This is a genomic window from Gordonia jacobaea (assembly GCF_001186365.1).
GTDB lineage: Bacteria > Actinomycetota > Actinomycetes > Mycobacteriales > Mycobacteriaceae > Gordonia > Gordonia jacobaea.
Genome location: NZ_LDTZ01000017.1, coordinates 212,490 through 227,722 on the forward strand (window position 1 = coordinate 212,490; position 15,233 = coordinate 227,722).

At 66.4% G+C, this 15,233-nt stretch carries 12 protein-coding genes and 1 pseudogene; 5 read left to right on the top strand and 8 right to left on the bottom strand.

The features are described 5' to 3' along the window. The first annotated feature begins 78 nt into the window (after positions 1-78). Positions 79-3,000, top strand: a complete 2,922-nt coding sequence (gene leuS / locus ABW18_RS12150) for a leucine--tRNA ligase (RefSeq protein WP_414651991.1) — start codon at positions 79-81, stop codon at positions 2,998-3,000. A gap of 292 nt (positions 3,001-3,292) precedes the next feature. After that, positions 3,293-4,117 carry an adenylate/guanylate cyclase domain-containing protein gene (locus tag ABW18_RS12155; RefSeq protein WP_049699220.1) on the top strand — a complete coding sequence of 275 codons (825 nt, stop codon included), beginning with the start codon at positions 3,293-3,295 and terminating at the stop codon, positions 4,115-4,117. A gap of 8 nt (positions 4,118-4,125) precedes the next feature. On the opposite strand, the gene ABW18_RS12160 is transcribed toward ABW18_RS12155, so the two are convergent. Next, positions 4,126-4,737 (bottom strand): hypothetical protein, encoded by a 612-nt coding sequence (locus ABW18_RS12160; protein WP_049699221.1) that lies wholly within the window; start codon positions 4,735-4,737, stop codon positions 4,126-4,128. A 96-nt stretch (positions 4,738-4,833) separates the two neighbouring features. After that, positions 4,834-5,166 (bottom strand): TfoX/Sxy family protein, encoded by a 333-nt coding sequence (locus ABW18_RS12165; protein ID WP_049699222.1) that lies wholly within the window; start codon positions 5,164-5,166, stop codon positions 4,834-4,836. Positions 5,167-5,292: 126 nt separating this feature from the next. On the opposite strand from ABW18_RS12165, the gene ABW18_RS12170 reads away from it, so the two are divergent. Continuing rightward, entirely contained in the window at positions 5,293-6,492 is a 1,200-nt protein-coding gene (locus ABW18_RS12170) for an acyl-CoA dehydrogenase family protein (RefSeq protein ID WP_049699223.1), read from the top strand. A 93-nt stretch (positions 6,493-6,585) separates the two neighbouring features. On the opposite strand, the gene ABW18_RS12175 is transcribed toward ABW18_RS12170, so the two are convergent. Next, positions 6,586-7,413: an RDD family protein gene (locus tag ABW18_RS12175; RefSeq protein WP_231894302.1), complete on the bottom strand. Its 828-nt coding sequence runs from the start codon at positions 7,411-7,413 to the stop codon at positions 6,586-6,588. A 147-nt stretch (positions 7,414-7,560) separates the two neighbouring features. Between ABW18_RS12175 and ABW18_RS12180 the strand changes: the two genes are divergently transcribed. After that, the gene (locus tag ABW18_RS12180) at positions 7,561-8,553 is read left to right on the top strand and encodes a stage II sporulation protein M (protein ID WP_049699224.1); all 993 of its coding nucleotides are present in this window, start codon (positions 7,561-7,563) and stop codon (positions 8,551-8,553) included. A gap of 24 nt (positions 8,554-8,577) precedes the next feature. Here the strand turns inward: ABW18_RS12180 and ABW18_RS12185 are convergent, their stop codons facing one another. The 5 genes and pseudogenes from ABW18_RS12185 to ABW18_RS12205 form a co-directional block, all read right to left on the bottom strand. After that, entirely contained in the window at positions 8,578-9,876 is a 1,299-nt protein-coding gene (locus ABW18_RS12185) for a DUF58 domain-containing protein (RefSeq protein WP_049699225.1), read from the bottom strand. Further along, positions 9,876-10,936: pseudogene (locus ABW18_RS12190) on the bottom strand (AAA family ATPase). Before ABW18_RS12190 ends, ABW18_RS12185 begins: the two are co-directional and overlap by 1 nt. Beyond that, positions 10,933-12,291: a DUF4350 domain-containing protein gene (locus ABW18_RS12195; protein WP_235434363.1), complete on the bottom strand. Its 1,359-nt coding sequence runs from the start codon at positions 12,289-12,291 to the stop codon at positions 10,933-10,935. The pseudogene ABW18_RS12190 and the gene ABW18_RS12195 overlap by 4 nt, the downstream one beginning before the upstream one ends. Positions 12,292-12,299: 8 nt before the next feature. After that, on the bottom strand, positions 12,300-13,013 hold the full coding sequence (locus ABW18_RS12200) for a DUF4129 domain-containing protein (RefSeq protein WP_049699227.1): 714 nt from the start codon (positions 13,011-13,013) through the stop codon (positions 12,300-12,302). 212 nt (positions 13,014-13,225) lie between these two features. Then, positions 13,226-13,690 carry a winged helix-turn-helix transcriptional regulator gene (locus tag ABW18_RS12205; RefSeq protein WP_049699228.1) on the bottom strand — a complete coding sequence of 155 codons (465 nt, stop codon included), beginning with the start codon at positions 13,688-13,690 and terminating at the stop codon, positions 13,226-13,228. A gap of 55 nt (positions 13,691-13,745) precedes the next feature. On the opposite strand from ABW18_RS12205, the gene ABW18_RS12210 reads away from it, so the two are divergent. After that, entirely contained in the window at positions 13,746-15,170 is a 1,425-nt protein-coding gene (locus ABW18_RS12210) for an MFS transporter (RefSeq protein WP_049699229.1), read from the top strand. Positions 15,171-15,233 lie beyond the last annotated feature (63 nt).

Sequence of the window (15,233 nt, forward strand, 5' to 3'; positions counted from 1 at the left end):
TACTTTTCCCGCCCATCCGACGTCGATTTCAGGGCAGGTGAAGCCACGATTTACCCTGGTGAGGTGAGCACCGCCGACATCTCCACCTCTGAGGGCGCCGCCGATCAGGCGAGCACCGACCCAGCTTCCGCGACTCCGGGGCACCGTTACACCGCCCGACTCGCGGGCGAGATCGAGGAGCGCTGGCAGCGCGAGTGGACTCAGCGCCACGCTTTTGAGGCACCCAACCCGGTCGGACCGCTGGCCGGCGACATGAGTGCCTTCGACGGCAGCGGCCCCGACGCCTCCGACAAGCTCTTCGTCCAGGACATGTTCCCGTACCCGTCCGGCGCGGGCCTGCATGTCGGACATCCGCTCGGCTTCATCGCCAGCGACGTGTTCGCGCGGTTCCAGCGCATGTCGGGCGCCAACGTGCTGCACACCATGGGCTTCGACTCCTTCGGTCTACCGGCAGAGCAGTACGCCGTGCAGACCGGTACGCACCCCCGCACGACGACCGAGGCCAACATCGAGCGCTACCTCGGCCAGATCCGACGCCTCGGCCTCGGGCACGACGAGCGACGTCGAGTCGCCACCACCGACGTCTCGTTCTACCGCTGGACACAGTGGATCTTCCTGCAGATCTACAACGCCTGGTACGACGACGAGGCCGGCAAGGCGCGTCGCATCGACGAGCTGATCGCCGAATTCGACAGCGGTGCACGCACTCTCGACGACGGTCGGGTGTGGGCAGATCTGTCGGCCTCCGAGAAGTCCGACGTCGTCGACTCGTATCGTCTTGTCTACCTGAGTGATTCACTCGTCAACTGGGCACCGGGCCTCGGTACCGTGCTGGCAAACGAAGAGGTCACCGCCGATGGCCGAAGCGACCGCGGGAACTTCCCGGTGTTCCGCAAGCACCTGCGGCAGTGGATGATGCGCATCACTGCGTACTCCGACCGCCTGCTCGACGACCTCGAGGTGCTGGATTGGCCCGAGAAGGTCAAGACCATGCAGCGCAATTGGATTGGGCGATCGCGCGGTGCCCAGGTGCAGTTCCCCGTACCGGGTGTGCCGGCACAGGCCGATGGCGAGGTGACCGTCGACGTCTTCACCACGCGACCCGACACCCTCTTCGGCGCCACCTACGTGGTGCTTGCCCCCGAACATCCGCTGGTCGACCCGCTCACTGCCGCCGCATGGCCATCGGTTGCCGAGGGCGCGGCGATCGATGAGCGGTGGACCAACGGCGCGTCGACGCCCGCCGAGGCGATCAAGAACTATCGCGCGTCGATCGCGGCGAAGTCTGATCTCGAGCGGCAGGAGAACAAGGAGAAGACCGGCGTCTTCACCGGGTCGTTCGCGACGAATCCGGTTAACGGACAACAGGTTCCGGTCTTCGTCGCCGACTACGTGCTGATGGGCTACGGCACCGGCGCGATCATGGCGGTCCCCGCACACGACTCACGCGACTACGAGTTCGCGACGGTCTTCGGACTGCCCATCGTCGAGGTCATCGGCTCCGAGGCAGGCATCTCTGAGGAGGCATACGTCGGCGACGGTCCGCTGGTGAACTCGGGCTTCCTCGACGGCAAGAACGTCGATGACGCGAAGACCGCGATCATCGAATGGCTCGAAGAGCAGGGCACCGGACAGGGCACCGTGCAGTACAAACTGCGCGATTGGCTCTTCGCCCGTCAGCGCTACTGGGGCGAGCCGTTCCCGATCGTCTACGACGAGGAGGGCCGCGCGCACGCACTGCCCGAATCGATGCTGCCCGTTGAGCTTCCGGAGGTCGAGGACTACGCGCCCGTCGCCTTCGACCCCGACGACGCCGACAGTGAGCCGAGTCCGCCGCTGGAGAAGGCATCGGACTGGATCCACGTCGAACTCGATCTCGGCGACGGTCCGAAGAAGTATCGGCGTGACGCAAATGTCATGCCGCAGTGGGCCGGAAGCTCCTGGTATCAACTGCGCTACATCGACCCGACCAACGAAGAAGAGTTCTGCGCCAGGGAGAACGAGGCGTACTGGATGGGTCCGCGGCCGGAGCTGCACGGTCTCAGTGATCCGGGCGGACTCGACCTCTACATCGGCGGCGTTGAGCACGCCGTTCTGCACCTGCTGTATTCGCGCTTCTGGCACAAGGTGCTCTTCGACCTCGGCTACGTCACCAGCAGTGAGCCGTATCGAAAGTTGTTCAACCAGGGCATGATCCAGGCGTACGCCTACACCGATTCACGCGGCATCTACGTGCCTGCCGAAGAGGTCACCGAGGTCGACGGCGAGTTCGTCTACAACGGTGAGAAGGTCACGCAGGAGTACGGCAAGATGGGCAAGTCGCTGAAGAACTCGGTGACTCCCGACGACATCGCCGCCGAGTACGGCGCAGATACGTTGCGGCTCTACGAGATGTACATGGGCCCACTCGATCAGTCGCGTCCGTGGGCAACGAAAGACGTTGTGGGACTGCAGCGATTCCTGCAGCGCGCATGGCGCCTGGTCGTCGACGAGGAGTCCGGTGCCGTCCGCGTCGCCGACATCGAACCCGACGACGAGACACTTCGCCTGCTGCACAAGACAATCGCGGAGGTCCGTGAGGATTACAACGGCCTGCGCGACAACATCGCCGTCGCCGCGCTGATCAAACTGACCAGTCATCTGACCAAGCAGTTCCCCGACGGCGCGCCGCGCAGCACCGTCGAACAGCTCGTCCTGATGCTCGCGCCACTCGCGCCGCACATCTCCGAGGAGCTGTGGTCGCGGCTGGGCCACGACGAACTGCTGGTGCGCGGACCGTTCCCGGTCGCCGACGAGCGCTACCTTGTCGACGACACCGTCGAGATCCCGATCCAGGTCAAGGGCAAGGTCCGCAGCCGCATCACGGTGCCCGCCGACGCCGACGAGGAGACGATCCGCGCCGCAGCACTCGACGACGAGAAGATCCTCGCGATCCTCGACGGCCAGCCGCCGCGCAAGGTGATCGTCGTGCCCGGCCGAATGGTGAACATCGTCCCGTAGCGGGCCGCGGGGTTCGCTCGTCGAGCGCTACGCCCGCTGGTCGAGCGCCCACTCGCTGGTCGAGCCTGTCGAGACCACCCGCCGAATGGTCGAGACCCCCGCCCGCTGGTCGAGCTACCCACTCGCTGGTCGAGCTTGTCGAGACCACCCCGCGCTGGTCGGGCGCCACCCCGCGCTGGTCGAGCTGCCCCCGCTGGTCGAGCGCTGCCCCCGCTGGTCGAGCTTGTCGAGACCACCCGCCGCGCCCTCGTGCCCGTTTCCGCTGGTCGAGCTTGTCGCTACGATCTGACTCGTGACGTCCGACGATGACACCACTCCCGGCTCGACGCCGCCTGACGACAAGCCCGTGCCGTCGGGTCCGGCGCGTGTTGGCGAGTTCCTCACGCGCGCCGACCGGACGCCCTCGCTGATCCGTGCTGCGCAGCTTCCGCGAAAGCTGACGCCCGAGACGGTCCCCGAACTCGACCTCTCACGTCCGACGCGCCTCTCCGATCGCATGGAGAAGCTGCTGACCGGGAGCGATCGGTCGCCCAGCGCGTCGCGCGAGCTCGCACTCAGCGTCGTGAAGGTGTGGCAGGCGCTCGTCGATCGCAGGTCGTCGACCGCCACCGCGAACGGCGACGTGACGGTCCTGTTCACCGACCTCGTCGGATTCTCGTCGTGGGCCCTACGCGCAGGTGACGACAGCGTGCTGTCGCTGATCGGTGAGGTCAATCGGGTGAGCAGCGACATCGTCGGCGCTCATCGCGGCCGAATCGTGAAGTCGCTCGGCGATGGCGTGATGGCGGTGTTCCCCGACGCGGCCGACGCGATCCTCGCCGCGTTCGAACTGTGCGGAGCCGTCAGCGCGATCACGCACGACGACTACCGCGCGCAGCTGCGCGCCGGAGTGCACACCGGAACTCCGCGGCAGGTCGGTGGCGACTACCTCGGTGTCGACGTGAACATCGCGGCCCGCGTCGCCGATGCCGCCGGAACCGGCGAGGTACTGGCCACCAGCGATGCGCTGCAGTCCGCGGACGGGCTCCAATTGCTCAGCCGCAAGAGACGTTTCAAGGCGAAGGGCACACCGCGCGACCTCGAAGTATTCGCTGTCGTGCCGCTTCTCGATGAGTGAGTAGGCCGTCAGCGATAGAACGGCGGCGAGACGTCCGGGTCGTCGGCGACCGTGTCGATACGTGTATCCCGGAGAAGATCCGCGATGGCCGCTGCCGATGCACCGATCGTCGCGAAGTGCGGATCGATGTCTTCGGTGAAGCACCACGCTCTATCGGCAGGCCAGACGAATGCGGGCGCGGGCAGAATCGAGTGTCCGTGTCGCGGCGTTGGCTCGGGTTCGGGCGGCAGCCAACCCAGCATGTCGGTGTCGCCGACGAACAGATGGTAGTCACGCATGGATGCTCCCAGCTCGTCGCGGATTTCGACGATGGGCACGCCATCACTCAGCAGTTCTGGATAACCACACCCGGCCCAGATCAGGTAATAGATCTCATCGGGTGTGGTGGTATGCGGACGCAGATCCTCGACTGCGACGGCGATCTGCCACAAATCGCCTGGTCCCGAGACTGATTCGACGTCGGTCTCACGTTGCCCCGGAAATGCGGGGTCGGGTATGTGCAACAGACGTGCATACGCATCAAAGCCGCGGGGCCCGCGGGTCACCGCTCGGGGCCAGTCTCGCCCGTCGGCCATCAGCCAGTCGGCCACCGAGGCGTCGTCGAATCGTCGGACAGTCATGGGGTTTCACAATGGCATTCGACGACGCTACAGCCAACAGAATTTCGGGAGACAGGATTTCGGGAGCCATGCCTTTCGCGAGCTACGTCGAGTCACTCACTTCGGCGGCAACGATCGCGCATAGCCGACGCCCACGCCGACCCATTTCTCGAGCTGACGCTTGGTGCGGATGCCGTCAGTCGAGACCCGTAACCAGCCACGCGTCTCCCGACCCGACATGACCATCGGGGCGGTGTGCGCTTTGGCCAGGTAGGCGTCGGTCTCGTCGGGCGGCACGCGCACCAGCAGTCCACCTTGCCCGCTCGCCGCAACGGCCATGTTGCCGTCGACCAAGAACGCGAGGCCGCCGAACATCGACTTCTCGGCGACGCCACTCTCACCCGACAGCAGCTCGCGGATGCGGTAGGCGAGATCGTCGTCGTAGGCCATGTGGCCAGCGTAAACGGGCTCCGAGCTGCACGGGTCGGTTACGGCTGACGGACGACGCCCCGCAGGAGCGGAAAGCACCTGGGGGGAGGGCTGGAAATCTATCTTACCGCGCAGTAAGATACCGGCATGGCAATCAACCTCGAGCTCCCGCAGAAGCTCGCCCCGGTGACCGAGCAGGCGCATCTCGCCGCCGAGCACATCTTCCGGCCCATCTCGCGCACGTACGACAAGGCCGAGCACACCTACCCCCAGGAGCTCGACGAGCTCGGCAAACTCGCTCGCGAAGCCGCCCGCAAGGGACGCGAGTCCGACGCCGCGGACAAGTCGTCGGCGAAGAAGTCGGACGTCGTCAACGGCGGCAACATGCGTGCGGTGCTGCACGGCGTCGAAATGGGTTGGGGCGACGTCGCGCTCATGCTGTCGATTCCGTATCAGGGTCTGGGTAACGCCGCGATCGCCGCGGTGGCCAACCCTGAGCAGCTCGAGAAGTTCAAGGACGTCTGGGCGTCGATGGCGATCACCGAGCCGAGCTTCGGCTCCGACTCGGCCGCCGTCAGCACCACCGCGACACTCGACGGCGACGAGTACGTCATCAACGGCGAGAAGATCTTTGTGACCGCGGGGTCGCGCGCCGATCACGTCGTCGTGTGGGCGACCGTCGACAAGAGTGCCGGCCGTGCCGCGATCAAGAGCTTCGTCGTACCGATGGACACCGAGGGTGTGTCGGTCGTCCGCCTCGAGCACAAGCTCGGCATCAAGGCGTCCGACACCGCGGTGCTGCGCTTCGAGAACGCCCGTGTGCCCGCCGAAAACCTGCTCGGCTCAACGGAAGTCGACACCAAGAAAGCGTTCGCGGGTGTCATGCAGACCTTCGACAACACGCGTCCGCTCGTCGCGGCGATGGCCGTCGGCCTCGGTCGTGCGGCACTCGAGGAACTGCGCGCAACCCTCGAGGGCGCCGGACACGTCATCGACTACGACAAGCCCGCCGCCAATCAGGCAGCAGCTGTCCACGACTTCATTCGCCTCGAATCCGATTGGGAAGCTTCGTGGTTGCTTGCGATCCGCGCCGCGTGGATGGCCGATAACAAGCAGCCGAACTCGACCGAGGCGTCGATGTCGAAGGCCAAGGCGGGCCGCATGGTCACCGAACTGACCAACAAGGCAGTCGAGATCGGTGGCACCGCAGGCTATTCCGAGGTCGGGCTGCTCGAGAAGTGGGCTCGCGACTCGAAGATCCTCGACATCTTCGAGGGCACACAGCAGATCCAGCAACTGATCATCGCGCGACGCGTGCTCGGCAAGTCGAGCAGCGAGCTGAAGTAGCGGTCGCGATACCCACTCGACGGGATAAGGCGCACAGTCGACGGGATAAGGCGCACAGTCGGCCGGATACAGCACCCAGTCGACGCCGGGTGCTCAGCGGAGCACGCGGCGTCGAAGTTCCTCGTCGCGCTGTAGGCGGAGCCACTCGCGGTGTCGGCGTTGGGCCGCAACGGCATTGAGCACGTCCACGTCGTCGGCCCCGGCAGGTGGCGCTGGTGAGATGTACGGCGCGAGCGTCTGCACCAACTGCCTTGCGAGAGCGGCACGTAGGACGTCGTCGCGTATCGACGGCGCTTGATGGAGGAAGCCGCGGATCAGCATGGCCTGGTGGTCGGTCAGAACCCCGATGTCGGCGGTGCGCGCCCACTCTGCGAGGTATGGCGGCATGACCGCGGTGCCTGCGACCTCCAGCGAACGCCGGTCGCGGATCACGTAGGTGCCTGCGACGAGATCGCCGACGCGCTTGTCCTTGCGGCTGATGGCAGCACACACAATCGCGGGCACACCGAAGAATACGAAGATCTCGACGACGCCGACGAGAGACCGCGTGAACGCGTGTCGGAAACCGATCGGCCCGGCGTCGTCGCGCACCGTGCGCAAGCCGAGCGCCCAATGCCCCAACGACTTTCCACGACTGAGCGTCTCCACCGCCGTCGGCAGGACGATCAACGCCAGCACCGACGAGAGTGCAAACGCACCCGCCAGCACAGCGCCGTCGCGCAGGCTCACGCCGACCTTCGCCGACACCCAGATCAACGCGATGAGTACGACGAGAGCGATCGCGACGTCGATCACTCCCGACACGATCCGCCGACCGAGCGACGCCGGCGGAAGGTCCAGTGCGACTGCCTCACCCGAGACGAGGTCGTTGCGGCCGAGCCCGACCGTCCCGCCCGTGTACGTGATTGGTCCCGCGTACATGGTCGGCCCTACATGCATGTTCGGCCCCGGGTACATACGCACTACCGTAGCGGCTGCGGTGGCGCGAACGTAGCGTCTCGTGGGCTACGCGAATGATCCCTCCCGACAGGGGTACAGCCGTGCCCGTGGTCTGGCTAGGCTACCGATGTGGATCTCGACGCCTACGTACGAGCGAAGTCACCGACGTGGCAGAGACTCGACGAACTCTCACGCAAACGACGCCTCACCGGCGCCGAATCCGACGAGATCCTCGACGCCTATCAACGCACGGCCACGCACCTTTCGGTGATCCGATCGTCGGCGCCAGACCGTGCGGTAATCGCTTACTTGTCGACGCTGCTGGCACGCGCGCGTGGGCACGCACTCGGGTCGACCGTGACCACGTGGGACCAACTGGTGCGGTACGTCACGACGACTCTGCCCGCTGCGCTCTACAGCACTCGGCGGTGGTGGCTGACGGTGTTGGTCGTCTCGATCGCGTTCGCCGTCGGCATCGGCTGGTGGCTCCTCGACCACCCGACCATGGAGCACACGTTCGGGTCGCGGGAGCAGATCGAGCACCTCGTCAACGACGACTTCGAGAACTACTACTCCGAGAACGCCGCGTCGTCGTTCGCGTTCGAGGTCTGGACAAACAACTTCCGACTTGCGTTGCTGTGCATCGCCTTCGGGGTCTTCGGATTCCCGGTGATCTGGATGCTTTACCAGAATATTCTCAACCTCGCGGTGACGGGTTCGATCATGATCAACCACGGTCGGGCCGACCTCTTCTTCGGTCTCATCACCCCGCACGGGCTACTCGAACTCACGTGTCTGTTCGTGGCGGCGGGGGTCGGGCTGCGCATCTTCTGGTCCTGGGTCGCGCCCGGCGACCGCAAGCGCTCGGATTCGCTTGCCGAGGCCGGACGTACCGCCATCGCCATCGGTATCGGATTGGTTGTGCTGCTGCTCATCTGCGGAGCCATCGAAGCGTTCGTGACCCCATCGGGTCTCCCGACGTGGGCGCGCATCGGTATCGGCGTCACCGTGTGGGTCGGGTTCCTCTTGTACGCGCTGGTGCTCGGACGTCGCGCCCACGATCGCGGTGCCACAGGCGATCTCGACGAGATCGACCGCGGGTACAGCCTCCCCGTCGCCTGACAGATGCTCGGGGAGTCAAGCTGCTCAAAGCATTCCGCGCGACTTCAGCAGTAGGTAGTGGTCGGCGAGCGCTGCGGGAAGCTTGTCGGGCGCTGCATCCATGACGTCAACGCCGAGGCGGCGCAACCCCGACGCCGTGCGGCCCCGCAACGTCAGCGTGCGCACCGCCGCAGCGGCGTCGTAGATCTCGCGGACGTCGTCGCGACGTTCGGCCATCTCGTCGAGCATCGGGTCGGATACCGATCCGATGACGACCTGGTAGTGCTGTGCGAGTGCGGCGAGCGGCGGCAGCAGCGACTCCTCGACCGCGGCTGGTTCGAGCGGCGTCAGCAACACCACGAGTGCTCGCTGACGCGACACCTTGCTCACCTCGGTGCACAGCATCGGCCAATCTGCCTCCACCAGAGCGGGTTCGAGCGGCGCCATCGCGGTCACGAGGTCGCTCAGCAACGTTGTGCGTGGCGCTCCGATGACCCGGCGGTGCACGATGCGATCGCCCGCGATGAAGTCGACCCGATCGCCCGCGTGCGAAGCCAGCGACGCCAGCAGCAGCGCGGCATCCATCGCGGCGTCGAGTCGCGGCGCGTCACCGACACGACCGGCCGACGTCCGCGACGTGTCGAGCACGATCACGATGTGCCGGTCCTTCTCCGGTTGCCAGGTGCGGACGACGACGGAGCGACGTCGAGCGGTGGCACGCCAGTCGATGCTGCGTACGTCGTCGCCTTCGACATAGTCACGCAGGGAGTCGAATTCGGTGCCCTGTCCCCGGGTGCGCACAGCTGACCGGCCGTCTAGCTGCCGCAGGTACGCCAGCCGCGAGGGCAAATGCTTGCGCGCGGTGAAGACGGGCAGCGCACGTACGAAGCCCGGAACGACCACGGTGCGCTGCCGGGCGCAGAGTCCGAGCGGACTGAGTCGTCGAACTGTCACGCCGACGGCCAGTCGGTCACCGCGGCGGGTGGGGGTGAGAGTCGTCGTCATCGACTCTGATTGCTGTGGGCCAAGATATACCGGCCGTGGTGTCGTCGGGTCCGCACCTGCGGACGGCTGCCATGCGTCGCGGATCACACCACGGAAACGACTACCGGACAAGTTGCGCACCAGCAGCGTCGTCTGGGTGGATTGGCCGAGCTGAACCGGACCGCACGGCACTCGACGCAATTCGAGAGTGCGCGTGGGGTTTCCGACGACGGCGAGGTCGATCAGCAGTAGCGCGACGCATACCGCGACCCAGGCCAACACCACCCAGTAGTGCGGGAACAACACCGTCGGAATGGCCCCCGCGAGGACGAGCGCGAAGAAGCGGCCGGTGATGACCATCAGCGTGGGACGGGAACGGAACCGATCGCCGCAGCCAGCACCGCGCCGACCGAGACTCCCTCGAGCTCGGCCTCCGGACGCAGCGAAAGGCGGTGCGCAAGAGTCGCTTGCGCCATCATCTGCACGTCGTCGGGTGTGACGAAGTCACGTCCGCTCAGCCACGCCCACGCGCGACTCGTGCCGAGGAGTGCGGTGGCACCGCGCGGGCTGACCCCGAGCGAGAGCGACGGCGACATCCTGGTCGCGCGGGCGATATCTACGATGTAGGCGGCGATCTGCGGTGCCACAGCCACCCGTCGCACCGCCGCGGCGCCCGCGATCACATCGGAGCCCGAGGCGACCGGTCGCAGACCGGCAGCAGCCAGATCGTGTGGATCGAATCCCCTGTGTGCCTTGCCAACACCGTGATCTCATCGTCGCGCGGTGGGATCGGCAGGGTGACCTTCAGCAGGAATCGGTCGAGCTGCGCCTCCGGAAGCGGATAGGTGCCCTCATATTCGATGGGGTTCTGTGTCGCCGCGACGAGGAACGGCTCGGGCAGGGCGCGCGGCACCCCGTCGACGGATACCTGCGCTTCTTCCATCGCTTCGAGCAGCGACGCCTGCGTCTTGGGTGGCGTTCGGTTGATCTCGTCCGCGAGAAGCAGATTGGTGAACACCGGACCCTCCCGGAAACTGAACTCCGACGCCGCGGCGTCGAAGATCAGTGATCCGGTAACGTCGCCTGGCATCAGGTCGGGGGTGAACTGCACGCGCGTGGTGTCGACGTCGAGGGCAGCAGCGACAGACCGCACCAACAGCGTCTTGGCCACTCCCGGAACGCCTTCGAGCAGGATGTGACCGCGACACAGCAGCGCGATCAGCATCCCGGAGACCGCAGTATCCTGTCCCACAACGGCTTTGCCGACCTCGGCACGTACCGCATTCAGGCGGGCACGCGCCGACGTCGAGAATTCATCTGCGCCTGGCGAAGCCGTGTTGCCGCCCGCCACAGGCGGATACGATGCGGGCCGCGGCGGTGCGGACGGTGCCGAGTGTGGTGGAGTTGAGGGTGCGGTCATGGTGTGCCCCGGACTTCCTTCTCTAGAGCGGTCAATTCAGTGGTGAAGACGACCAGCGCATCGTCGCCCTCGGGCAACCGGCCGGTCAGGAGTCGTGCGACGTCGCGGGCGTCTCGGTGCGTCGTCGCTGCCGCCACGCTGATGATCGCGGCGACAGACGAGTCGGAACCGTCCGGTGCCCACACGCCCGAGTCATCGCGTTCGTCGGAGGCGTCGAGCGCGTCGAGGGCGTGCACTGGGTCGTAGTGGAGTCCGAGGTACCCCGCGATGCGCGAGATGGTGCGGATGCGCAGGATCGCCGCGGCACGACTATCGGCTCCGGCGCGATGGTAGAGCCGTCCACGGGCCTGCGTGGTCTCGATCGCCTTGACGACGGCGGGTAGCGGCTCGGTGACCATGGGTCCGAATCGTCGTCCACGCCACAGCATCAGCGCGAAGACAGCGAACGCTGCCAGCAGGAAACCGGGGCCGATCCAACGCGGAATCTGAGAACGCGGGTCGGAGTCGGGCTCACCCGGTTCAGGTGGTCGATCGCCAAAGCTCGGAATGAACCAGATGAGGCGACCGGAGGAGGCGAGCACGCGGAGGGCAACGCCCGCATTGTCGTCCTCGCCGAGGTTTGCGTTGTGCCAGAAGTCGCCGTCCGTCACGACGATCTCGGGGTGCGAGGTCGTCGCGGGTACCACGACCATCTGTCCCGGCCGATCGACCACATCTGAACCGGTGTCGGTGTCGTCGGGAAAGCAGGATGCCGCCGGCTGCGTCGGCGTGTACCTGGCGGCCGACGAGTACGAACCAACGCCGATGCCCTGTGACGAGATGACGTCGTCGGGGGCGATCCCGATGAGCGAGCACGCTGCCGTTGATCGGTTTTGCGCGACCAGTGCAACGGTCACCGGCAGCCCCAGCGCCGCCAGCGCGTTGTCGGTCGGGGAGACCAACACCACGCGCTTGACGTCGCGGAACTTGTCGAGGAGGTACGACGCGTTGGCCGCGGTGAGAGCGCCGGAGCCGCTCAAGACGACGGTATCGTCGGCGCCCGGCGTCGTGCGATCGCGGAGTTCGTCGAGCCCCCGCGCCACGGTGACGTCGACACCGTGATCGCTGATCACCTTCGTGACGGCACGAGCACCCGTCGGCCCGAGGTTGTCGGGATCGCCCGCCACCGAGTTGCTCGGTGTCTGCGGCTTCGGCTTCGACGACGGCGCGCCGCCCAGCGCGAGGGCGGCGACGAGCACGACGATCAGTACAGCAACCACGACTCCGAGGACAATCAACCACGTTCGACGTCGATTTCGCGGAAGCGACGGAGCTGGGCCGGACCGACCCTCGGGAGCCGTGGGCGGCGCGCTCATGGGTGCGCTCACCGGCCGGCCGCCACATCGTCGTTCGTCATGCCACCGCTGGTCATGTTCTCGCCAGCCACGTAATCGTGGTCCGTGTCAGACCGCGCGCGGCCCCTGCGGAGCGCGCGTTCCAGCTCGAGCATGGCCTGCGCCTGCGCGTGGTCGGCGTGTCGGTAGCCGTACTCGACGGCGTCGAAAAGATCAGCGGCCCAACGGAGTTGGCCGCGCTTGTCGTCGAAGGCGATGCCGAGTCGACGCGACGCCTCGCGAGCGGTCAACGACGGTGCCGCGACGATGAACCCGCGTTCGATGCCCCGTCGGGCGAGTGCGCGCATCGCTTCGCGCACGCAACCGTCAGGATCGCCCCTATCGAGGAGTTCCTCTGCGGCCGAACGGTATTCGCCGGACTTGAGTGTCAGGTCGTCGAGGGGAGCCGACGTTTCGGTGCGCCGCGCCCGCGGGGTGCGTCGCACGAAGAAGATCGCGAAAGCCACGAGTGCTATGAGCACCAACACCACGACGACGATGGTCACGATGAGCGTCGTGTCCGGAGCTGGTCCGCCGGTCAAGAAGTCGTAGATGCTGGAGAAGAAGTTTCGGCTGTGCTCAGGCGGCTGCGTGGGCGTGGTGGCCTGCTCGTGATACTCCGGCTTCGACAGTTCGTCGTCGGCCCAGCGTCGGGCAGTGTCGTTGTCGGGATGCAGGCCGTCGGCCAGCAGCAGCACGCTCACGGCGCGAATCCCCGCACGGGCGGTTTCAGGGAGCGTGCGTCCATCGCGACCCCCTCATCCCGTGCTGTTCGTGGCCCCCGGCCGGTTCCCGCGCTGAGCTCTCAACAGCGGCCATCCGTAGCCGTCCGTTGCGAGGGCGAACTTATCAAACCGCCGACGGCACGGCCCAGATTGTCGGTTTCTCAGATGAAGGGCGAGGTCGTGGGTGATCGCTACTTGCGATGGAGTGCGAGTGCGATGTCGTCGGGTCCGAGTTCGGTGCCGTCGGGTCCGACGACAGCGGCATGAATGGGCTCGCCATCGGTGTCGGTCAGGTCGAGCGGGGCCCCGCTGGGCTGCAGATACCGGTCGCCCCACTGCATGAGCGCGACGATCACCGGCAGTAGCCCGCGGCCCTGCTCGGTGAGGCGGTACTCGTTGCGGACGCGCTGGCCGGGCTCGCGGTAGGGGACCTTCTCGAACAGCCCTGCCTCGGTGAGCTCCCGCAGTCGAGCCGACGCGACGGCGTCGGTGATCCCGACGCGGCGCGCGAACTCGTCGAATCGTGTTGCCCCGTAGAACGCTTCACGCAGGATGAGCATCGCGGATCGGGTGCCGATCACGCCCATGGCCTTGTCGATCGAGCATCGATTCGCCGTCCAGTTGTCCCTTTCGGCCAGAGGTCCACGTAACTCCATACCCACAGTCTAGCTGACTTGACGATGTCATAGTCAGAGGGTAAACAGTCTGACTATGGAAAACAAAAGCCAGAGCGAACGGCGGCACAGCGCCGGCGCTCTTCTCGCGGTCGCGTGCGGCGCGCCGTTCCTGGTCGCACTCGACCTCTTCGTCGTCAACGTGGCATTCGACGACATCGCCAAGGACTTCGGTGGCGCACAGCTCACCGCGGTCAGTTGGACGCTCTCGGCCTACGCGATCGTCTACGCCGCACTTCTCATCCCGCTGGGAGCCGCGAGCGACAGGCTGGGCAACCGCCGCGGCTTCATCGGTGGAGTCGTCGTGTTCACAGCGGCAAGCGCCCTCGCGGCATGCGCACCGACACTCGGTGTTCTCATCGCCGCGCGAGTGCTGCAGGCCGTCGGCGCGGCAGCACTCACACCCGCGAGCCGGGCGCTGCTGGTGACGTCGGTGCCACCGGAGCGTCGGGCGGGTGCGGTGCGCATCTGGGCCGCGACGTCGGGGATGGCGGCGGCGCTCGGACCGGTCGTCGGCGGTATTCTCGTCGAAATCTCCTGGCGTGCAGCATTTCTGATCAACGTGCCGATCGGCATCGCGTTCGTGATCGCGGCGGTCCGGGTCTTCGGACGAGACTCCGGTGTGCAGAAGCAACAACGCCTCGGCGCTGCTGTCTCGGTCGGAATGCTCACCGGCGCCGTGCTACTCGCGGCCTCGAGCGCGCTCGGCGTCCTCTACCTGGTGCAGGGCGACGAGTGGGGTTGGGGTTCAGCGCGCGCGATCGCCGTGCTCGTCGCTGCCGTGATCCTGGGTGTGGCTTTCGTCTTCATCGATCGGCGATCCGACGACCCGCTGATCCCCACAAGGTTGTTCTCGCGCCCTGAGTTCTCGTTCGGAACGGCAGCGATGCTCCTGTTCAGCATCGCTTTCGCCGCCGGCCTGCTCGACGGAATCCTGTTGCTGCAGAAGGGCTGGGGCTATTCGGTGATCCGCAGCGGCCTGGCAGTCGCGCCCGGCCCGCTGATGGTGCCTGTGGCGGCGGTGCTGGTCTCCCGAATGGCGCGCACGGTCTCACCGTGGTTGCTCGCCGCCGCGGGAGCGGGCCTGTGGGCCATCGGAATGGTGCTGATCGGAATCAGCACCGACGCGTCCGATCCCAACTACGCCGCCGGTTTCCTGCCCGGCTGGCTCCTCGGCGGATTCGGCGTCGGGCTGGTCATTCCGGCGTTGATCGCCACCGCCACAAGCGGACTCGACGCCGCAATCGCCGGCCGCGGCAGCGCGGTGATCACGATGTCGCGACAACTGGGTACGACGATCGGCACCAGTGCGCTCGTCGCCATGCTCGGAGCGGGAGTGACGACGGGAACCTGGTGGGTCTGCGCGGCATTCGCCGCAGGCGCAACGATTCTCGCGCTCGGCCCGCTTGTGCGCCGTACGTCCGGTCAGGCTCGTGCGGTCGCGGCGTCGAACATCGGTTGATCCGGTCTTGCGATCGCAGGAACACTCTGCTCGAACATATTCGGGCACAGCATGATTCACCCC

Coding starts and splice junctions, on each gene's coding strand:
- ABW18_RS12160 (WP_049699221.1), bottom strand. CDS start 4,737: ATGACTGTCCGACGATTCGACGACGCCTCGGTGGCCGACTGGCTGATG.
- ABW18_RS12165 (WP_049699222.1), bottom strand. CDS start 5,166: ATGGCCTACGACGACGATCTCGCCTACCGCATCCGCGAGCTGCTGTCG.
- ABW18_RS12185 (WP_049699225.1), bottom strand. CDS start 9,876: ATGGTCATCACCGGCCGCTTCTTCGCGCTCGTCCTCGCGGGGGCCATT.
- ABW18_RS12195 (WP_235434363.1), bottom strand. CDS start 12,291: ATGAGCGCGCCGCCCACGGCTCCCGAGGGTCGGTCCGGCCCAGCTCCG.
- ABW18_RS12210 (WP_049699229.1), top strand. CDS start 13,746: ATGGAAAACAAAAGCCAGAGCGAACGGCGGCACAGCGCCGGCGCTCTT.
- ABW18_RS12175 (WP_231894302.1), bottom strand. CDS start 7,413: ATGTACGCGGGACCAATCACGTACACGGGCGGGACGGTCGGGCTCGGC.
- ABW18_RS12205 (WP_049699228.1), bottom strand. CDS start 13,690: ATGGAGTTACGTGGACCTCTGGCCGAAAGGGACAACTGGACGGCGAAT.
- ABW18_RS12170 (WP_049699223.1), top strand. CDS start 5,293: ATGGCAATCAACCTCGAGCTCCCGCAGAAGCTCGCCCCGGTGACCGAG.